Below are 18,355 nucleotides of genomic sequence, written 5' to 3' on the forward strand. Positions count from 1 at the left end.
CGCGCACGCGCGCGAGACGGTCGTGTCGCGGACGGTCCCGCGCGGACCCGCCCGCCCACCTCACCCGGCTCCTCGGCAGTCCGCGGCCCCGCGACCGGCGCGCGCGTTTGGCATCGCCTCGGGAACCACAGAAGATGAACGGGTGACGACCCGACATGCTGCCGACCGTGCCCCGCGGGCAACCCCCGCCTCGGGCAGGACGCCCGGCAACACCCCTGAGGAGATCGGGACGACGGTCTTCGACGTGGGCCGTGACCTGCGCCGCGACGTGGCCGAGGTCGAGCTTCCGCTGGTCCTCGACGGGGTCGAGGAGGCGGAGGCTGCCCGCCGGCGCCTGCTGAACCAGCTCGACGAGCACCTGCTCCCGCGCCTCAAGGAGCTGTCCTCCCCGGCGGTCGTGGTGATCGCCGGGTCGACGGGCGCGGGCAAGTCGACGCTGTACAACTCGTTGCTGGGCGAGGAGGTCTCGCAGGCGGGCGTGCTGCGCCCCACGACGCGCGAGCCGGTGTTCGCCTACAACCCGCTCGACGTCGACGTCCTGGTCCACAGCCCCACGACCGCGATGTCGCGCGTCGTCGAGCACGACGGCGTCCCGCGCGGCACCGCGCTCCTGGACGCCCCGGACCTCGACTCGCTCCTCGCGGAGAACCGCTCGACCGCAGCCCAGCTCCTCGAGGCCGCGGACCTGTGGCTCTTCGTGACCACGGCGGCGCGCTACGGCGACGCGCTGCCCTGGGTCGCGCTCGGCCAGGCCATGGAGCGTGGCGCGAGCGTCGCGATGGTCCTCAACCGCGTCCCGCAGCACAACCTCACGACCATCCGTGGCGACCTCCTGGCCCGCCTGCGCGAGCACGGCATGGAGGGTGTGCCGCTCTTCGTGATCCCCGACGTCGGGCCGCACGAGGGCATGCTCGACCGCGCGACCGTGACCCCCATCGCCCGGTGGCTGACCATGCTCGCGGGGCCGGACAGGTCGCGCGCCGTGATCGTGCGCACGCTCAAGGGATCGCTCGCCGCGCTCCCGGCGTGGGTCACGGGCATCGCGGACGCGGTCCAGCAGCAGGTCGAGGCCGCGGAGGTGCTGCGCGGCACGATCGAGAAGGCCCTGCCCGACGCCGAGGCCTCGGCCCGTGCGTCCGTCGCCGCGGGCGTCGTCGCGGAGGGCTCGGTCGCCTCACGCTGGGCCCAGCTCGCGAGCGCCGAGAAGATCGACCGTCTCAAGGTGCGCCACGGGCTGGCGCGCTCGACCAAGCGCCGCGGGCGTGCACGTGAGGCAGCGCTCGGACCGCTCCTCGACGAGGTCCGCGCCGCGGCGACGCGCACGCTGGTCGCTGCCGGCTCGAGCGCCGACGACGCGTTGCGCGCCGCGCTCACCGGCCCGGACGCGCCTCCCGGGGGTCCTGCGTTCGCGCCCGAGCACGGCGACCCGGCCCGTGAGGCGGCGCGCGAGAAGGCCGCCGCGACCCAGGTCCACGAGTGGGTCTCGGTCGCCGAGCGCGCGGTCGAGGCCCTGCGCGGCATCGACGAGCCAGGCGTCACCCCGCAGGACAGCGCCGAGAACCGCAGGGCAGAGGCCGCGGTCAAGGCGCTCGGGCCCACGGGGCTCGTCGCGCTGCTCCTCACGTCCGCCGCAGGGGTCGACGACGCCACGCGCCTCGTGCAGGCCCTGCTCGGCGAGCCGGGGGTCGCCTCGGCGCAGACCCTGGCCTCGGACCTCGCCGACCGCGCCGCCGCGATGGTGGCCCGCGAACCCGTCGACCTGCTGGAACGCCTCGACATCCCCGCCCTCGCGCCGGATGCCGCCGTCGGGCTGCGCCTGCGCCTCGCTGAGCTCAGGAGGCTCTCATGACGTCCCACGACTCTCAGCTCAGGTCCCGCGCGGACGACCTCGGCAAGGCCCTCGACCTCGCGGGCGACCGGCTCGACCCCGAGGTCGCGGACCGCATCCGGACCGCGATCGGCGGGGTGCGCGAGCGCCTCGCCCTGGGCGTCGACCACACGGTCGTGGCGCTCGCGGGCGGCACGGGCTCGGGCAAGTCGAGCCTGTTCAACCGCATCTCGCGCCTGAACTTCGCCGACGTCGGTGCCAAGCGCCCCACCACGGCCCGCATCACGGCGTGCTCGTGGAGCGACCAGGCCACGGCGCTCCTGGACTGGCTCGAGGTCGACCCGGAGCGGCGCATCACGCGGGGCAGCGAGCTCGACGGGGACGCCGAGGAGGGTCTCGACGGGCTGGTGCTGCTCGACCTGCCGGACCACGACTCGATCGAGCCCGCGCACCAGGCGGTCGTCGACCGCGTCCTGCCGCTCGTGGACCTGCTCGTGTGGGTCGTGGACCCCCAGAAGTACGCCGACGACGCGCTGCACTCGGGCTACCTGCAGAAGTCGGTCGGGCTCGAGGCGTCGATGGTCGTGGCGCTCAACCAGATCGACACGGTCCCGACCACCCAGCGCGGCAACCTCGTCGCGGACATGGGTCGCCTCCTCGAGGAGGACGGGCTGTCCGGGGTGTACGTGACCATGGTCTCGGCCCGCACGGGCGAGGGGCTCGGCCAGGTGCGTGAGCTGCTGCAGCAGGCCGTGGCCCGACGCAGCGTGGCTGCGAGCCGGGTCGCGGGCGAGCTCGACCGTGCGGGGGCTCTGCTGCTCGAGCAGACCCCGGGCGAGGTGCCGTGGACCATGAGCACCGCGGTCGACGAGGAGGTCTCCGCGATCGGCGAGGCGACCGGGCTCTCGGCCGTGGCAGGTCAGGTCGCCGCGGCCGTGCGCAACGGGTACGGCCGCCCCGAGTTCGCGCCGCCGCAGACCGACGCGGTCGCGCTCTCGCGCAGCCGGTGGCTGGCGCGCGCCGGCAAGTCCCTGCGCCCGGGCTGGAAGCAGGCGCTCGACGAGGCCGTCGCCCCGGCGGACCGCCTGGTCGAGGACACCCAGCGGGCGCTGTCCAAGGTCTCGCTCGACACGCGCGGGCCGTCCTCGGCCCGTGCCACGCGCACGACCGCGCTCGTGGCCATCGGCGTGGCCGTCGTCACGGGGGCGCTCGCGATCCTCAGCTCGTCGGGCGTGCTGGACCTCGACCGGACGATCGTCGCTGCGTCCGCGATCGTGGCGGGCGCGGCGGTCCTGGTGGCGCTCGGCTTCTTCCTCGCGGGGATCCAGATCCGTCGGACCCTGGCCCGTCGGCGCGAGGCGACCGTGCTGGCCTCGGGCCGCGGAGCGGTCGAGCGAGTGGTCCAGGAGACCATGGGCAAGCCCACGCAGAAGCTGCTCGACGAGCACCGGCGCGTGCGCGAGCTCGCCCAGTCCGCACGCGACACGGGCAGGACCGCACCGCTCACCGGGGCGTTGAGCTTGCCCACAGCCCACGATCTGGTCGCTCCGTCCACAGACGGCTCGACGTCCCCGGACACCGCTGCGCGCGAACCGTCAGCCTGAGGTCGCGGTCGGCACCAGGCCGGCCCCGCACCCAGGAGGAACGATGGGCAACGACGTCACGGTCACGCTGGCAGGCTTCATGGGCACGAGCCCCAAGCTGTTCGCGTCCCCGACCGGCAACGACTTCACGAGCTTCCGCATCGCGAGCACCACGCGCTACCTCGACCGCACGCGCGGCGAGTGGGTCGACGGACGGACCATCTGGTTCACCGTCAAGGCGTGGAGGGGCATGGCCCAGAACGTCGTGGCCTCGCTGCGCAAGGGCGACGCGGTCGTCGTCACGGGGCGTCTCGCTGTCGACGAGTGGACCAGCCCCGAGGGGCCTCGCACCAACCTCGTGATCGAGGCGAGCGCCCTGGGCCCGGACCTCACGCGGGGACAGGCGCGCTTCTCGCCCACGGTCCACCGCCCCACCACGCCCGACGGCGCCGCGCACGGCCAGGCGGCCGCCGCCCCCGAGCCGGGGGCCGGCAGCGAGAACACCTCGGGCCTCCTCGCTGTGGCGGGCGGCGACACGGAGTGGGACCTGGGCGCGCTGGGGGAGCCCGTCACCGAGGACGACGACGCCGAGCACGGCCTGGTCGACGACGCGCTCGGGCTGCTCGCCGCGGACGACGGCCACGCGGACGACGAGGACGGAGACGTCGACCCGGAAGACGTGACCCGCGAGCTCCTGGCGACGCGCTGAACCCCGACCGCGTAGGCTGAGGGGTCGAAGACGCCCGCCCCACCTGGGGCACCCCGGGTCCGGGGCGGGCGCACAGCATCCCGCGAGCGATCGAACGGTGGAACAGAGCCAGTGGCTGAGTTCATCTACTCCATGTACAAGGCGCGCAAGGCGCACGGTGACAAGGTCATCCTCGACGACGTCACCCTGAACTTCCTTCCCGGTGCCAAGATCGGTGTGGTCGGCCCCAACGGTGCCGGTAAGTCCACGATCCTGAAGATCATGGCCGGGCTGGAGCAACCCTCGAACGGCGACGCCCGGCTCTCGCCCGGGTACTCGGTCGGCATCCTGCTGCAGGAGCCGCCGCTGAACGAGGAGAAGACGGTCCTCGGCAACGTCGAGGAGGGCGTGGCCGAGATCAAGGGCAAGCTCGACCGCTTCAACGAGATCTCGGCGCTCATGGCAGAGCCGGACGCCGACTTCGACGCGCTGCTCGCCGAGATGGGCACCCTCCAGGAGGCCATCGACGCGGCCGACGCGTGGGACCTCGACTCGCAGCTCGAGCAGGCCATGGACGCGCTGCGCTGCCCGCCGCCGGACGCCGACGTGTCGGTGCTCTCGGGTGGTGAGCGTCGCCGTGTCGCCCTGTGCAAGCTCCTCCTCGAGAAGCCCGACCTGCTGCTCCTCGACGAGCCCACCAACCACCTGGACGCCGAGTCGGTCCTGTGGCTCGAGCAGCACCTCGCGTCGTACCCCGGCGCGATCCTCGCCGTGACCCACGACCGCTACTTCCTCGACCACGTCGCGGAGTGGATCTGCGAGGTCGACCGCGGGCGCCTGTACCCCTACGAGGGCAACTACTCCACGTACCTGGAGAAGAAGCAGGAGCGCCTGGCGATCCAGGGCAAGAAGGACCAGAAGCTCGCGAAGCGTCTGAAGGACGAGCTCGAGTGGGTCCGCTCCAACGCGAAGGGCCGCCAGACCAAGTCGAAGGCGCGTCTGGCGCGCTACGAGGAGATGGCTGCCGAGGCGGACCGCACCAGGAAGCTGGACTTCGAGGAGATCCAGATCCCGCCGGGCCCGCGCCTGGGGTCGGTCGTCCTGGAGGCCTCGAACCTGCAGAAGGGCTTCGACGGGCGCAAGCTCATCGACGGTCTCAGCTTCACGCTGCCGCGCAACGGCATCGTCGGCGTGATCGGTCCGAACGGTGTCGGCAAGACGACGCTGTTCAAGACGATCGTGGGCCTCGAGCCCCTCGACGGCGGCGACCTCAAGGTCGGCGAGACCGTGTCGATCTCCTACGTCGACCAGTCGCGTGGCGGGATCGACCCCAAGAAGACGCTGTTCGAGGTCGTCTCGGACGGGCTCGACTTCATCAAGGTCGGCAACGTCGAGATGCCCTCCCGGGCATACGTGGCGGCGTTCGGCTTCAAGGGGCCGGACCAGCAGAAGCCGGCCGGCGTGCTCTCGGGTGGTGAGCGCAACCGTCTGAACCTCGCGCTGACCCTCAAGCAGGGTGGAAACCTCCTGCTGCTCGACGAGCCCACCAACGACCTGGACGTCGAGACCCTCGGCTCGCTCGAGAACGCCCTGCTCGAGTTCCCCGGCTGCGCCGTCGTGGTCTCGCACGACCGGTGGTTCCTCGACCGCGTCGCGACGCACATCCTCGCGTACGAGGGCACCGAGGAGGACCCGGCGAACTGGTACTGGTTCGAGGGCAACTTCGCCTCGTACGAGGAGAACAAGATCAGCCGCCTCGGGGCGGACGCCGCGCGCCCGCACCGCGTCACGTACCGCAAGCTGACGCGCGACTGACCCGTCGCTGACGCGTGCCGCCCTGCCGGCGGCGGAGAGGGCCCCGACGAGGATTCGTCGGGGCCCTCTCGCGTGGACCGTGCCGCCCCGCGGGCTGGACCGGCCGCCCTCGTCGCTCCTCCCTGCCCGGCCGGTCAAGCCTGTCCCGTCCGGCCCCACGCGCTCCGGCCCGACGTCACCCGGCGCCCGCGGCGCGCTCACCGGTCGCTCGGCTGCCGGGTCCGGCAGACTGAGGCCCATGACCATCCCGAGCGACGACGCAGGCCGGACCGTCGGCGGTGACCCCGACGGCGGTGCCGCGCGCACGAGCGGCGACGGGCCGGGCGCGCCCGGCACCGGCGCGGGTCCCGGCGGAACTGGTCAGGACCTCGGCGCCCCGGCGCCCGGCCCCTCGCTCGACGAGAGCGGTCACGGTCGGCACGTCGCCGACGCAGACCCGGTGGTCGAGCGGTCGCTCGTGCGCGCTCCGCAGGCCGGCACGGACGAGCTCGTCGCGGCCCTCGACGTCCTGCGCGGCGAGCTCACCGCGCAGCGCCTGCCGCTGACGACGCCCGGGGTCGAGGAGGACCGTCGGACCCTCGCGCTCGCGGTCGACCAGCTCGACGACTACCTGCTGCCGCGCCTGCGAGCCCGCAGCGCCCCGCTGCTCGTGGTCGTGGGCGGCTCGACGGGAGCGGGCAAGTCCACGCTCGTGAACTCGGTCCTGGGGGAGAAGGTCACGACGCCCGGGGTGCTGCGTCCCACGACGCGCTCGCCCGTGCTGGTGCACCATCCCCTGGACGGGCGCTGGTTCAGCACCGACCGCATCCTGCCCGGGCTCGCCCGCGTGACCGGTGCGGTCGACCACACCGACGGCGCGTCGTCGCACCGCGCGGTGCGCCTGGTCGCGTCCGAGGTCCTGCCGCAGGGCCTCGCGCTCCTCGATGCACCGGACGTCGACTCGGTCGTGGTCGAGAACCGCGAGCTCGCGGCACAGCTCCTCGGTGCGGCGGACCTCTGGCTCTTCGTCACGACGGCCGCGCGCTACGCCGACGCCGTGCCGTGGGACCTGCTCCACGAGGCCGCCCGCCGCCGCGCCCAGGTGGCCCTCGTGCTCGACCGGGTCGACCCCGGCGCCGAGGCCGTGGGCGCGGACCTGCACCGCCTGGCCTCCGAGAACGGGCTCGGGCACGCGCCGATCTTCCTGGTGCCCGAGGCGCAGCTCGTCGACGGGCTCCTCCCCGAGACCGCGGTGGGGGAGATCTCGCGCTGGCTCACGGCCCTCGGTGGCGACGCGGGCGCGCGCTCGGCCGTGATCGACGCGACGCGCGACGGCGTGGTCGACGACCTGGTGCGCCGCGCGACCGACCTCGCGGGCGCGGTCGACGCGCAGCACGAGGCCGACGGGCACCTGCGCGCAGCCGTCGACGCCGCGTACGAGGACGCGCGTCGGACGATCCTCGCCGCGACGAGCGACGGCACCATGCTGCGCGGCGAGGTGCTCTCTCGCTGGCAGGACTTCGTCGGGACGGGCGAGTTCTTCCGCGCCGTCGAGCAGAAGGTCGGCTCGGTCCGTGACGCGGTCAGCGGCTTCTTCCGCGGCAAGGGGCGCAAGGTCCCCGAGGTCGAGGAGGCCATCACGCACGGGCTGGAGTCGGTCGTGCTCGACGCTGCCGAGGAGGCCGCCGAGCGCAGCTACCGCGCATGGCGTGCCGACCCCTCGGGGGCCGCGCTGCTCGACGGGCTGGACCTGTCCCGCGCGTCGGGCACGCTGCGCACGCGGGTCGCCGAGGAGATCCGGGGCTGGCAGGCGGACGTCCTCGCGCTCGTGAGCGAGCAGGCCGCGGCCAAGCGGGGCACGGCCCGCGCCCTGTCGTTCGGGCTCAACGGGCTGGGCGTCTCGCTCATGGTCCTGGTCTTCGCGTCGACGGGCGGGATCACCGGGGCCGAGCTCGGCATCGCGGGGGGCACGGCGGTGCTCGCCCAGAAGCTCCTCGAGGCCGTGTTCGGCGACGACGCCGTGCGCCGGCTCACGCGCACGGCCCAGGACCGTCTCTCGGCCCGCGTAGGGGCCGTGCTTGACGGCGAGGCCCGACGCTTCACGTCCCAGCTCGACGCGCTCGGCACGGGGGACGCGACCGGTACCCCGCTGCGAGCCGCGGCCGAGGAGGTGCGCCGGGCCGCGCGGCGCGAGCAGAAGGCCCGTGCCGCGGACGTGAACGGCGCGCAGGACCCCGGCTCCGTCGTCGGGCAGGCGGGGGCCCTGCGCGGGGCGCACGTGCGCGACCCGCAGACCCCCGACGCCCCCGCGGACGAGGCGCCGGGCACCGAGCGCCCCGGCTTCTGGCGACGCCTGTTCGGCGCGCGCCCGGCCGACGCGACCGAGGAGCCCTCGACCGACGAGCCCGGGGACGGGCGCTGATGGCCCGCCTCGACCTCGCCGACCGGGTCGCCGCGCTCGAGACCGCGGTCTCCGCGGGCGAGGGCCGCCTGCCCGCCCCGCTCCTCGACGACGCCCGAGCGGTCCTGGAGCGCACGGCCACGCGCAGCGCGCTGTCGGCCGAGCACACGGTCGTGGCGCTCGCGGGCTCGACCGGTTCGGGCAAGTCGTCGCTGTTCAACGCGATCGCCCGGGCGCCGCTCGCGCGCCCGGGCATCACGCGCCCGACGACGTCGCGCCCCATGGCGGTCGTCTGGGGCCCGGGCGCGGACCCGCTCCTGAGCTGGCTCGAGGTCGGGGACCGGCACCACGCCGCCGACCGTGCGACCGTGGCCACCCGGGGCCTCGTGCTGCTCGACCTGCCCGACCACGACTCGGTCGAGACCGAGCACCGGGCGATCGCCGAGCGGCTCGTCGAGCGGGTCGACCTGCTGGTGTGGGTCGTGGACCCGCAGAAGTACGCCGACGCGGCGCTGCACGAGCGCTACCTGCGCCCGCTCGCGGGGCACGGCGACGTCGTCGTGATCGTGCTCAACCAGATCGACCGGCTGACCCCCGAGGAGGCGACCGCGTGCCTCGCGGACCTGCGCCGCCTCGTGGCCGAGGACGGGCTCGCGGCGGCCCGCGTGCTGGGCGTCTCGGCGACCACGGGCCAGGGGATCGACGAGCTCGACACCCTCCTGGACCAGGCTGCGGCGCGGCGCGAGGCGGCCGTCGCACGCATGGTCGCGGACCTGCGCACGGTCGCGGCACGGATCGCGGACGCGTGCGGCGACAAGGTCCCCGACCGTTCGCAGAAGGCCGCGCGCGAGCGGCTCGTCGACGCGCTCGAGGCCGCGGCCGGGGTGCCCACGGTCGTGGACGCCGTGCGGGGGTCGGCGAACCGGCGCGCCCGGGCCGCGACCGGCTGGCCCCCCACGCGCTGGATCGGGCGGCTGCGCGTGGACCCGCTGCGCAGGCTCGGCCTGACGCGCGGCACGGACCGGCCCGAGCTCGCGCGCACCTCGCTCCCGCCCGCCTCGCCCACGCTCGCTGCCCGCGCCCACGTCGCGGTCCGCGAGTACGTCGGCACCATGACGACGGGCGCGCCCGAGGACTGGGTGCTCGCCGCGCGGGCCCGGGTCGCGGCGGGCACCGACGGTCTGGACGACGCGCTCGACCTCGCCGTGGCCGGCACCGAGCTCGAGGCCACGCGGCGCCCCCTCTGGTGGGGCGTGGTGAGCTTCGTCCAGTGGGTCGTGCTGGGCGTGCTGGTGGCGGGGCTGGTGTGGCTCGGTGTGCTCGCGGTCCTGGCGTACCTCCAGCTGCCTGCCCCCGAGACGCCGACCTGGCGCGGCTTCCCGTGGCCCACGCTCATGGTCGTGGGCGGGGCGCTGGTCGGTCTGGTCGTGGCGCTCGTCTCGCGCCTGGCGGGGGCGCTGGGTGCCCGACGGCGGGCCGCGCGCGCCCGGCGCAGGCTGCGGGAGAGCATCGGACGGGTCGCGGACGGCCAGGTGCGCCTGCCCGTGGCCGAGGAGCTGTCGGCCCTGACCACGTGCCGCGTGGCTGCCCATATCGCGGCGGGGTGAGGCGGGCGTAGGGTGGCCCGGGTGCCCCCACGTCCCGAGCCATCGGCCGCGACGTGGTGCGAGGCCCTGCGGAATCGAAGAAAGGACTTCCATGACCCGCCTGCACGTCCCCGTCGCCCTGCGTTGGTCCGACCTCGACGCCTACCAGCACGTCAACAACGTCGAGATGCTCCGGCTCCTCGAGGACGCCCGCATCACGGCTTTCTGGCGTCATCCCGAGGCCACGGTCGAGGAGAGCTGGCCCACGGCCGTGCTCGACACGGGCCCGCACGCGACCTCGCACACGCTCGTCGCCCGCCAGGAGATCGAGTACCTGCGGCCGCTGGGCTTCACGCGCAGCCCCGTGCGCGTCGAGATGTGGCTCGGGCACCTGGGCGGGGCGAGCCTCGAGGTCTGCTACGAGGTGCACACCGAGTGGCCCGAGCCCTCGGAGCGCACCGGGCCCTCGATCGGGAGCCGCCCCTACGCCAAGGCCGCGACGACGATCGTGGTCGTCGACGCGTCGACGGGGGCCCCGCGGCGCATCACCGACGCCGAGCGCGCGGCCTGGCAGCCGTTCGTCGAGGACCCGCTGGAGTTCCGGCGCAGGGGACGTTGACGAGGTGCTGAGAGGGGTGGTGACGAACCCGACGGTGACGGATGTCCCCGGTAGATGTCATGATGCGCGCGTGGACACCGTAGAGGTCGTCGGCGAGGCCGAGGCCGTCACCGCCGAACGCGAGACCGTCGAACCCGAGATCGCCGCGCCTGCAGTGCCTGCCGACCGGCGGGTGATCCCTCCCGTCTCCGAGGTCGAGGCGGAGCTCGACGCCGTGGACTGGCAGGGGCTCCAGGGGGCGTTCGGCCCGGCCGACGCGTTCCCTGCCCTGGTGCGCGCCGTCGTCGGGCCCGAGGGACCCGAGCGCGACGAGGCGCTCGACCTGCTGTGGCAGGTCGTCAACCACGACGGTGCCCTCTACGAGGCGTCGCTGCCCGCGCTGCGCGTGCTGGCCGCGGTCGTGCGCGACGAGGGGCTGGCCGAGGAGGTCCGCAGCGGCGTCGCGCTCCTGCTGCTGACCATGGGGGCCGCGCACCTGCCCGGCGAGCCCGCCGAGCAGGTCGACCTCCAGCTCGAGGTCCTGCTCGCCGCGCAGGAGCTGCTGCCCGGCCTGGACGCCGCGTTCCTCGGTGGGCCGCGCACACTGCAGGTCGCGCTGCTCGCGGTCCAGGCCGTCACGGGCGAGGCGACCTCGTTCGCCGGACGGGCCGCGATCGCCCGGCTCATCGCCTCGGACGACCCCCTGCTCGCCGCGATCGCCTCGCTCGCGTTCGACCTCGTTTCGGGGGCCGTCCCGGCGCGCGGAGCGGTCCACCGGCCTGGCGTGCTCGACGAGGACATCCGCGAGCTCATCGAGGACTATGCGGACCTCACGGACGTGACCCTCGCGGGCATGGTCGTGAGCGAGACCGCGTTCGCGCTCGTGGACCGGATGCTCACCGCGGAGGAGTGACGACCCGGTCGGCCGTGCGCGTCGCGGCGGCTGCCCGTTCGGCGGCCTCGGCGATGTTCTTCTGCATGCCTCCGAACACCACGCCGTGGAACGGCTTGACGGACCACCAGTAGGCCTGGCCCGCGAGCCCGTGCGGGTGGAAGAGCGCGCGCTGCGCGAAGTACGTCCGGCCCGGGCCGGACGCGTCCTCGGGGGCGGGGCCGACGTCGTCGGGCCCCGTGACCTCCTCGGCCGCCTCGTCCACGCGCAGCTCGAGCCATGCCAGGCCGGGGAGCCGCATCTCGGCGCGCAGCAGCAGACGGCGCCCCGGCTCGATCGCCTCGACGCGCCAGAAGTCCAGGACGTCGTCGACCACGAGCGTGTTCTCGTCCCGGCGCCCTCGGCGCAGGCCCGGCCCGCCGGACAACCGGTCCATGAGCCCGCGGACCCGCCACGCGAGCGACCACGAGTACCAGCCGCCCTGCCCCCCGATCGACTCGACGACCTTCCAGAGGACGTCGGGCGGGGCGTCGACCACGCGGCGCCGCTCGTCGACGTAGAGCGAGCCGCCCGCCCAGTCGGGGTCCGAGGGCAGCGGGTCGCTCGGCGCGCCCTCGACCGCGGCCGACGACCAGCGGGTGGTCACCTCGCCGTCGTGGATGCGCTCGAGCGCGAGCTCGACCGCGCGCCGGAAGCCGATCAGCCCGCCGGGAGGGTCCGGGACGTACCGCGCGATGTCGTGCTCGTCGCACACGACCTCGTGGACGAGCGACTCGACGAGCGGGCGCGCGATGCTCGCGGGGACGGGGGTCACGAGGCCCACCCAGTGGCTCGACAGCCGCGGGGTCAGGACCGGGACGCTCACGATCAGTCGACGGGGGAGCCCGGCGACCTGGGCGTAGCCCTGCATCATCTGCCGGTAGGTCAGGACGTCCGGACCGCCGATGTCGAACGCACGCGAGACGTCCGCGGGCATCGTGGCGCTGCCGACCAGGTAGCGCAGCACGTCACGGATCGCGATCGGCTGGATGCGGTTGTCGACCCAGCGCGGCGTCGTCATCGCGGGCAGCCGTTCGGTCAGGTAGCGCATCATCTCGAACGAGGCCGAGCCCGAGCCGAGGATCACCGCGGCCTGGAGCACCGTCGTCGGGACCCCGGAGGCGAGGAGGATCTCCCCGACCTCCTTGCGCGAGGCCAGGTGCGGGGACAGCTCGGCGTCGTCGACGTCGGGGAACAGGCCGCCCAGGTAGACGATCCGGCCCACGCCCGCCTCGCGGGCGGCCTGCGCGAAGGTCAGCGCGGTGCGCCGGTCGCGGGCCGCGAACGAGCTGCCCGTGCCGAGGGAGTGGATGAGGTAGTACGCGACGTCGGCCCCTCGGAGCGCGTCGCGGATCTGGTCGAGGTCCGACGCGTCGGCCTGCACGAGGTCCGCGCGGCGTGCCCAGTCGCGTCCGGCCAGCCGCTCGGGCCGCCGGGCGAGCGCCCGGACGTGGTGCCCGGCATCCAGGAGCTCGGGGACCAGGCGGCCACCGACGTACCCCGTGACGCCCGTGACGGCGACGGTCAGGGGGGCCGGCGCGGAGCCCGCGGTCGGCAGGTCGGCAGGGGCGGTCGCGGTCGGCGGGGGAGCGGTGTCGTCGGCTGGAGTCATGATGCTCCCCATGGTGACCCGGGGCGCGGCCGCTCGCGACCCGCGGGTCAGGCCAGCAGGTCCAGCACCGCACGCTCCACCGCGGCCTGGCTCCGGCGCTTGCCCAGGAGCGGCGCGATGGTCCGCCCGGCCTCCCAGAGGTCGATCAGGCGCGGGTCGACGTACGACGACCGCGCGACGGCCGGGGTGTTGCCGAGCTCGTCGGCGACGTCCCGGACCACGCTCGCGACCACGGCCCGTCGAGCGCGGGCCGAGCGGGGCGGGTCGCCTGCCTCTGCCAGGGCGCGGGCCGCGAGGACGCTCGCGTGCCAGGTCCGGAAGTCCTTCGCCGTCGCGTCCTCGCCCAGGCGGTCCTTGAGGTACCCGGTCACGTCGGTGCTCGTGACGTCGTGCCAGACCACGCCGTCGGGCGTCTCCTCGCGCCAGGCGAGCAGCTCGTCGGCCCCGCGGCGCCGCACGAGCGTCGTGACGACCTCGCGGACGCGCTCGTCCTCGACGACGACGTCGCGCACCTGGCCCGACTTCGCGGGGTAGCGGAAGTGGACCGAGCCGTCGCGCCGCACGCGCACGTGCTCGGTGCGCAGCGTCGCGAGCCCGTAGCTGCCGTTCTGCTTCGCGTACGCCTCGCTGCCGGCCCGGAAGTACGCGAGGTCCAGGAGCCGGAACGCGAGAGCGAGGACCTTGTCCCGCGGCATCCCGTCGAGCGCGAGGTCCTTGGCGACGCGGCGGCGAGCCGCAGGCAGGCGGGCGCCCACCGCGAGGACGTGGTCGAACTTGCGGCGGCTGCGGCGCTCCCGCCACTGGTCGTGGTACAGGTACTGACCGCGCCCCGCGTCGTCGTACCCGAACGCCTGGATGTGCCCGTCCGGGTACCGGCAGATCCAGACGTCCGACCAGGCGGGCGGGACGACCAGGCGCGTGCAGCGCGCGACCTCGTCCGGGTCGGTCAGCCGCGACCCGTCGACGTCGAGGTACGAGAAGCCCTTCCCGTGGCGGCGTCGGCCGTACCCGGGCGAGGAGACCGAGACACGGCGCAGGCGGACCATCCGGTCATCCTGCCCCGCGTCCCGGCGGCTCGCCCGTCAGACCGGCAGCCGCAGCATGCCCTCCTGCGCGATGCTCGCCACGAGCGTCCCGTCGCGCGTGAAGACCCGGGCGGCGCCGAGGCCGCGCCCGCCCTGCGCGCTGGGCGAGGACTGGACGTAGAGCAGCCACTCGTCGACGCGTGCGTCACGGTGCCACCACATCGCGTGGTCGAGGCTCGCGATCGACGCCCCGGGCGTGACCCAGCTCGACCCCGTCTTGCGCAGCACGGGCTCGAGCATGATCTGGTCGCACGCGTACGCCATGAGGGCGCGGTGCAGGAGCTGGTCGCCCTCGACGGGGCCGCGCGCCTTCATCCACACCATCTGCTGGTCGGTGCGCTCGGCGCCGGGCCCCAGGTAGAGCGAGCCGCCCACGTGCCGCAGGTCGAACGCGGCCTCGTGCGAGCGCGAACGGGCCGCGGGGTGCGGGATCTTGCCGAGCTCGTCGAACGCCGACGGGAGCGTCTCGGGGTCCGGGGCCTCAGGCATGGGCGAGGTGTGCTCGACGCCGTCCTGCTCCTCCTGGAACGAGGCGATCATCGACAGGATCGGCTTGCCGTGCTGCACCGCGTGGGTGCGGCGCGCGCTGAACGAGCGGCCGTCGCGCAGCTTCTCGACCGCGAACTCGATGGGGGCGTCGAGGTCGCCCGCGCGCAGGAAGTAGCCGTGCATCGAGTGGGGACGGCGGTCGCCCTCGACGGTCAGGCCCGCGGCCATGAGCGCCTGGGCGAGCACCTGGCCGCCGTAGATCCGGGCGTTGGGCTGGTCGACGCTCAACCCGCCGAAGCGCACGTCTGCGCCGTCCGAGCGCGAGTCGTCGGCCGGCTTCTCCTCGAGCTGGAGCGCGCGCAGCAGGTTGCCCAGCGGGTCACGGGCGAGCTCGTCGGCCGTGACCTTGGTACGCAGGGGTTGGGTCTGGTCGCGTTGCTCGGACTGGTCGGCGCGGGGGGCCGTCACGTCGGTCACGTCACTCCTCGAAGGTGTTGATCAGCGAGTGGGCGGCACGCTCCAGGTAGTCCCAGAGCGTGGCCTCGTGCAGCGGGGCGAGGTCCAGGGAGTCGACGCCGGCGCGCATGTGGGCGAGCCAGCGGTCCCTCGCGTCGGGGTTCACCTTGTACGGCGCGTGGCGCATGCGCAGGCGCGGGTGCCCGCGCTGCTCGGAGTACGTGGTGGGCCCGCCCCAGTACTGCTCGAGGAACGTCGTCAGCCGGACCTTGGCCGGGCCGAGGTCCTCCTCGGGGTACATGGGCTTGAGCACCGGGTCCGCCGCGACGCCCGCGTAGAAGACGTCGACGAGCTTCACGAAGGTCTCGTGCCCGCCGATCTCGTCGTAGAACGAGCCGGTCGAGGCGAGCGACTCGCGCAGCCGCGGGGCGGCGGCGCTCACGGGGAGCGGCGCGGGCGAGGCGCCGGGGTGGGGAACAGGATCGCTGGTCACGCCGCCATCATCCCACCCGGCGTCACGCCCGGGGGTGCCGTCACGACGTGACGCTCGCCGCTCCCGTGCACCTCACAGCCCCAGCTCGTCGAGCTGGGGCAGGGCAGCCCGCACGACGGCGCGCGCGCCGGTCGCGCTCTCGGCGGCGAGCGCGAGCTGGGCGACCTCACGGCACCGGCCGATCGTGACCGCGCCGAGCAGCGCGGCGACGTCCGGGATCGCCCGCGCGGTCATGGACAACGAGGACACCCCGAGCCCGACGAGCACGGCCGCGAGCACGGGGTTCGAGGCCGCCTCGCCGCACACGCCGACGGGTCGTCCCTGCAGGTCCCCACCGCGACAGGTGGCGGCGACGAGCTGGAGCACCGCGGGCTGCCACGGGTCGGAGAGCTCGGCGAGCGACCCCAGGAGACGGTCGGCCGCCATGGTGTACTGCGTCAGGTCGTTGGTGCCGATCGATGCGAAGTGGGCTCGCGCGAGGATGGGGCCGGCCAGCAGGGCCGCGCTCGGGACCTCGATCATGACGCCCGCGGTCTCGAGGCCGTGCGCCGCGCAGCGCGCGACGAACCACTCGGTCTCGGCGACGGTCGAGACCATGGGGGCCATGACCCAGACCTCGGCCTCCTCAGCCGCGGCGGCGATCGCGATGGCCTCGAGCTGCTGCTCGAGGAGCTCGGGCCACTTCTCGGCCGTGCGCAGGCCGCGCACACCGAGCGCGGGGTTCTCCTCGTCGTCGACCGACAGGAAGTGCAACGGCTTGTCGGCCCCCGAGTCGAGCGTGCGGATCACGACCTTGCGCCCGGCGAACGCGTGGAAGACCGTGCGGTACGCCGAGACCTGCTCCTCGGTCGTGGGCGGCTGCTCGCGGTCGAGGAAGCAGAACTCGGAGCGGAACAGTCCCACTCCCTCGGCTCCGGCCGCCGCGGCGGGCTCGGCTCCCGCAGGGTCGCCGATGTTGGCCAGGAGCTGGACGCGGTGGCCGTCGGCCGTGCGCCCCTCGCCCGAGAACGTGCGGACGGTCGCCGCCAGAGCCCGGGCAGTGGCGACCTGCTGGTCGGTGGGGTGCACCAGCACCGTGCCCGCGGACCCGTCCACGAGGACCGTGTCGCCGGCGGCGAGCGCCTCGCTCGCGCCCGTCGCGGCGACGACCGCGGGGATACCCATGGCGTTCGCGACGATCGCGGTGTGCGAGGTGGGTCCGGCGCCGTCGGTCACGATCGCGAGGACGCGGGCGGGGTCGAGGCTCGCGGTCACCGAGGGGGCCAGGTCGAGCGCGACCAGCACGAACGGCTCGGGGTGGTCGGGTACGCCGGGGGCAGGCCTGCCCGAGAGCGCCGCGACGATCCGGTCGCGGACGTCGGCGATGTCGCGCGCGCGCTCGGCGAAGTATCCGCCCAGGGCCTCGAACTGCTGGGCGACGGACTCGGCGGCCTCCCAGACGGCTCGTTCGGCGATCAGGTGCTCGTCGATGACGCGGCGCGCGGCGTCGGCCGCGAGCGTCGGGTCGGCCGCCATGGCAGCCGTGGCCTCGAGGACGTCGCGCGTGTCGCCCGTCGCGCTCGCCGCGGCCCGCTCGAGGTCCGCCTGGACCTGAGCGGCGGCCACCGGGATGCGGTCGGCCTCGGCCTGCAGGTCCGCGGTGGGGCGCAACCGGAGCCCGGGCGAGGGCTCCGCGAGCGGTTCCGGCAGGAAGACGACCGGTCCCACGACCTTGCCGGGGCACACCCCGATACCGGTGATGGTCCGCTGTACCTCGCTGGCCACGTCGTCCTCCAGGGTCTTGGTCGGGTCCGGCGGTCGGCCGGTGTCCTCTCCCGCAGTGTTCCCCAGCCGCACGCGGACCGCCAAGCGGGCGGTGACCGCCGCGCACGAGGCGAGCGGCGCCGTCGGGCGTGCGAGGACGCCGAGAAATCGCCCGCACGCCTCACGCCCCCCGGGCACGGACTGAGACTAGGGTGGAGGAAAGAGGCCTGTTCGCAGTCCTTCGCACAGGCAACGGCGCCCGCAGCACAGGAGTCAGGAGTTCGTACATGAGCAAGGCACAGCAGATCCTCGAGGCGCTCGGCGGACAGCAGAACGTCGTCGACCTCGAACCCTGCATCACCCGGCTGCGTGTCGAGGTGACCAACCCGACGCTCGTGGACGAGGCGCGGCTCAAGGCCACCGGGGCGTTCGGTGTGGTGCGGTCGGGGCGGATCATCCAGGTGATCGTCGGCCCGGAGGCCGACAACCTCGCCGCCGAGCTCGACACCCTGCGCTGACGCGAGCAGATGCCCCGCAGCGGACACGACGCACGGCCCACGGGGCCCGGCTCGCCGGACGATGGGCCGGGCCTCGTTGTCGCAGCGCCGCTGTCCGGGACGGTCGTCGCGCTGGCGGACGTCCCTGACCCGGTGTTCGCCCAGGAGTTCGTGGGACCCGGGCTGGCGATCGAACCCCGCGCGGACGAGACCGGGGTCTCGGCGGTCGTGTCGCCGGCCGCGGGGGTCGTCGGGTCCCTGTTCCCGCACGCGTTCGCGCTCGAGACCGGTGACGGACGCACGGTCCTCGTGCATCTCGGCATCGACACCGTCCGGCTCGGCGGCGAGGGCTTCCGGCTCCACGTCGAGGCGGGCGAACGGGTCGTCGCGGGCGCGACGCTCATCACCTGGGAGCCCGCGCGAGTGGCCTCGCTCGGGCTGTCCACGGTGTGCCCGGTGGTCGCGCTCCAGGGGGATCCCGGGCTGCTCACGCTGCTCGTCGCACCCGGGACGCAGGTCGCAGCGGGCGAACCCGTCCTGACCTGGTCCTGAGGCTCGCTGCCCGACGACC

General features: G+C 74.4%; 15 protein-coding genes. 10 read left to right on the forward strand and 5 right to left on the reverse strand.

Going from position 1 to position 18,355, the window contains the following annotated elements:
* Window positions 1-142 precede the first annotated feature (142 nt).
* From ASE27_RS08135 to ASE27_RS08170, 8 genes are all read left to right on the forward strand, one after another.
* Window positions 143-1,849: a GTPase gene (locus tag ASE27_RS08135; RefSeq protein ID WP_056648544.1), complete on the forward strand. Its 1,707-nt coding sequence runs from the start codon at window positions 143-145 to the stop codon at window positions 1,847-1,849.
* Complete coding sequence (locus ASE27_RS08140; protein ID WP_056648547.1) at window positions 1,846-3,432, forward strand: GTPase; 1,587 nt, start codon at window positions 1,846-1,848, stop codon at window positions 3,430-3,432. The genes ASE27_RS08135 and ASE27_RS08140 overlap by 4 nt, the downstream gene beginning before the upstream one ends.
* A 43-nt stretch (window positions 3,433-3,475) precedes the next feature.
* Window positions 3,476-4,120: a single-stranded DNA-binding protein gene (locus ASE27_RS08145; RefSeq protein WP_056648549.1), complete on the forward strand. Its 645-nt coding sequence runs from the start codon at window positions 3,476-3,478 to the stop codon at window positions 4,118-4,120.
* A gap of 111 nt (window positions 4,121-4,231) precedes the next feature.
* Window positions 4,232-5,914, forward strand: a complete 1,683-nt coding sequence (gene ettA, locus ASE27_RS08150; RefSeq protein WP_056648551.1) for an energy-dependent translational throttle protein EttA — start codon at window positions 4,232-4,234, stop codon at window positions 5,912-5,914.
* A gap of 238 nt (window positions 5,915-6,152) precedes the next feature.
* Window positions 6,153-8,315, forward strand: coding sequence for a dynamin family protein (locus ASE27_RS08155; RefSeq protein ID WP_056648554.1), 2,163 nt, complete (start codon window positions 6,153-6,155; stop codon window positions 8,313-8,315).
* Complete coding sequence (locus tag ASE27_RS08160) at window positions 8,315-9,901, forward strand: GTPase family protein (RefSeq protein WP_056648556.1); 1,587 nt, start codon at window positions 8,315-8,317, stop codon at window positions 9,899-9,901. The genes ASE27_RS08155 and ASE27_RS08160 overlap by 1 nt, the downstream gene beginning before the upstream one ends.
* A 91-nt stretch (window positions 9,902-9,992) precedes the next feature.
* Window positions 9,993-10,499 carry a thioesterase family protein gene (locus ASE27_RS08165; RefSeq protein WP_056648559.1) on the forward strand — a complete coding sequence of 169 codons (507 nt, stop codon included), beginning with the start codon at window positions 9,993-9,995 and terminating at the stop codon, window positions 10,497-10,499.
* Window positions 10,500-10,569: 70 nt separating this feature from the next.
* Window positions 10,570-11,391 (forward strand): hypothetical protein, encoded by an 822-nt coding sequence (locus ASE27_RS08170; RefSeq protein WP_056648561.1) that lies wholly within the window; start codon window positions 10,570-10,572, stop codon window positions 11,389-11,391.
* Here the strand turns inward: ASE27_RS08170 and ASE27_RS08175 are convergent.
* The 5 genes from ASE27_RS08175 to ptsP all read right to left on the reverse strand — a co-directional run bounded on the left by ASE27_RS08175 (window position 11,375) and on the right by ptsP (window position 17,308).
* Complete coding sequence (locus tag ASE27_RS08175; RefSeq protein ID WP_056648973.1) at window positions 11,375-13,021, reverse strand: SDR family oxidoreductase; 1,647 nt, start codon at window positions 13,019-13,021, stop codon at window positions 11,375-11,377. The genes ASE27_RS08170 and ASE27_RS08175 overlap by 17 nt on opposite strands.
* A gap of 47 nt (window positions 13,022-13,068) precedes the next feature.
* Entirely contained in the window at window positions 13,069-14,067 is a 999-nt protein-coding gene (locus ASE27_RS08180; RefSeq protein ID WP_056648563.1) for a DNA topoisomerase IB, read from the reverse strand.
* A gap of 36 nt (window positions 14,068-14,103) precedes the next feature.
* Window positions 14,104-15,012, reverse strand: coding sequence for an acyl-CoA thioesterase II (locus tag ASE27_RS08185; protein ID WP_056648976.1), 909 nt, complete (start codon window positions 15,010-15,012; stop codon window positions 14,104-14,106).
* A 61-nt stretch (window positions 15,013-15,073) separates the two neighbouring features.
* Window positions 15,074-15,472, reverse strand: coding sequence for a globin (locus ASE27_RS08190; RefSeq protein WP_056648978.1), 399 nt, complete (start codon window positions 15,470-15,472; stop codon window positions 15,074-15,076).
* Between the two features lie 144 nt (window positions 15,473-15,616).
* Window positions 15,617-17,308: a phosphoenolpyruvate--protein phosphotransferase gene (gene ptsP, locus ASE27_RS08195; RefSeq protein WP_056648980.1), complete on the reverse strand. Its 1,692-nt coding sequence runs from the start codon at window positions 17,306-17,308 to the stop codon at window positions 15,617-15,619.
* Between the two features lie 266 nt (window positions 17,309-17,574).
* On the opposite strand from ptsP, the gene ASE27_RS08200 reads away from it, so the two are divergent.
* Both ASE27_RS08200 and ASE27_RS08205 read left to right on the forward strand, forming a co-directional pair.
* A complete protein-coding gene (locus ASE27_RS08200; protein WP_056648565.1) occupies window positions 17,575-17,805 on the forward strand; it encodes a glucose PTS transporter subunit EIIB in 231 nt (76 codons plus the stop codon).
* A 9-nt stretch (window positions 17,806-17,814) separates the two neighbouring features.
* Window positions 17,815-18,336, forward strand: a complete 522-nt coding sequence (locus tag ASE27_RS08205; RefSeq protein ID WP_082608694.1) for a glucose PTS transporter subunit IIA — start codon at window positions 17,815-17,817, stop codon at window positions 18,334-18,336.
* The last annotated feature ends 19 nt before the right edge of the window (window positions 18,337-18,355 follow it).

This window comes from Oerskovia sp. Root918, assembly GCF_001428945.1.
Lineage (GTDB): Bacteria > Actinomycetota > Actinomycetes > Actinomycetales > Cellulomonadaceae > Oerskovia > Oerskovia enterophila.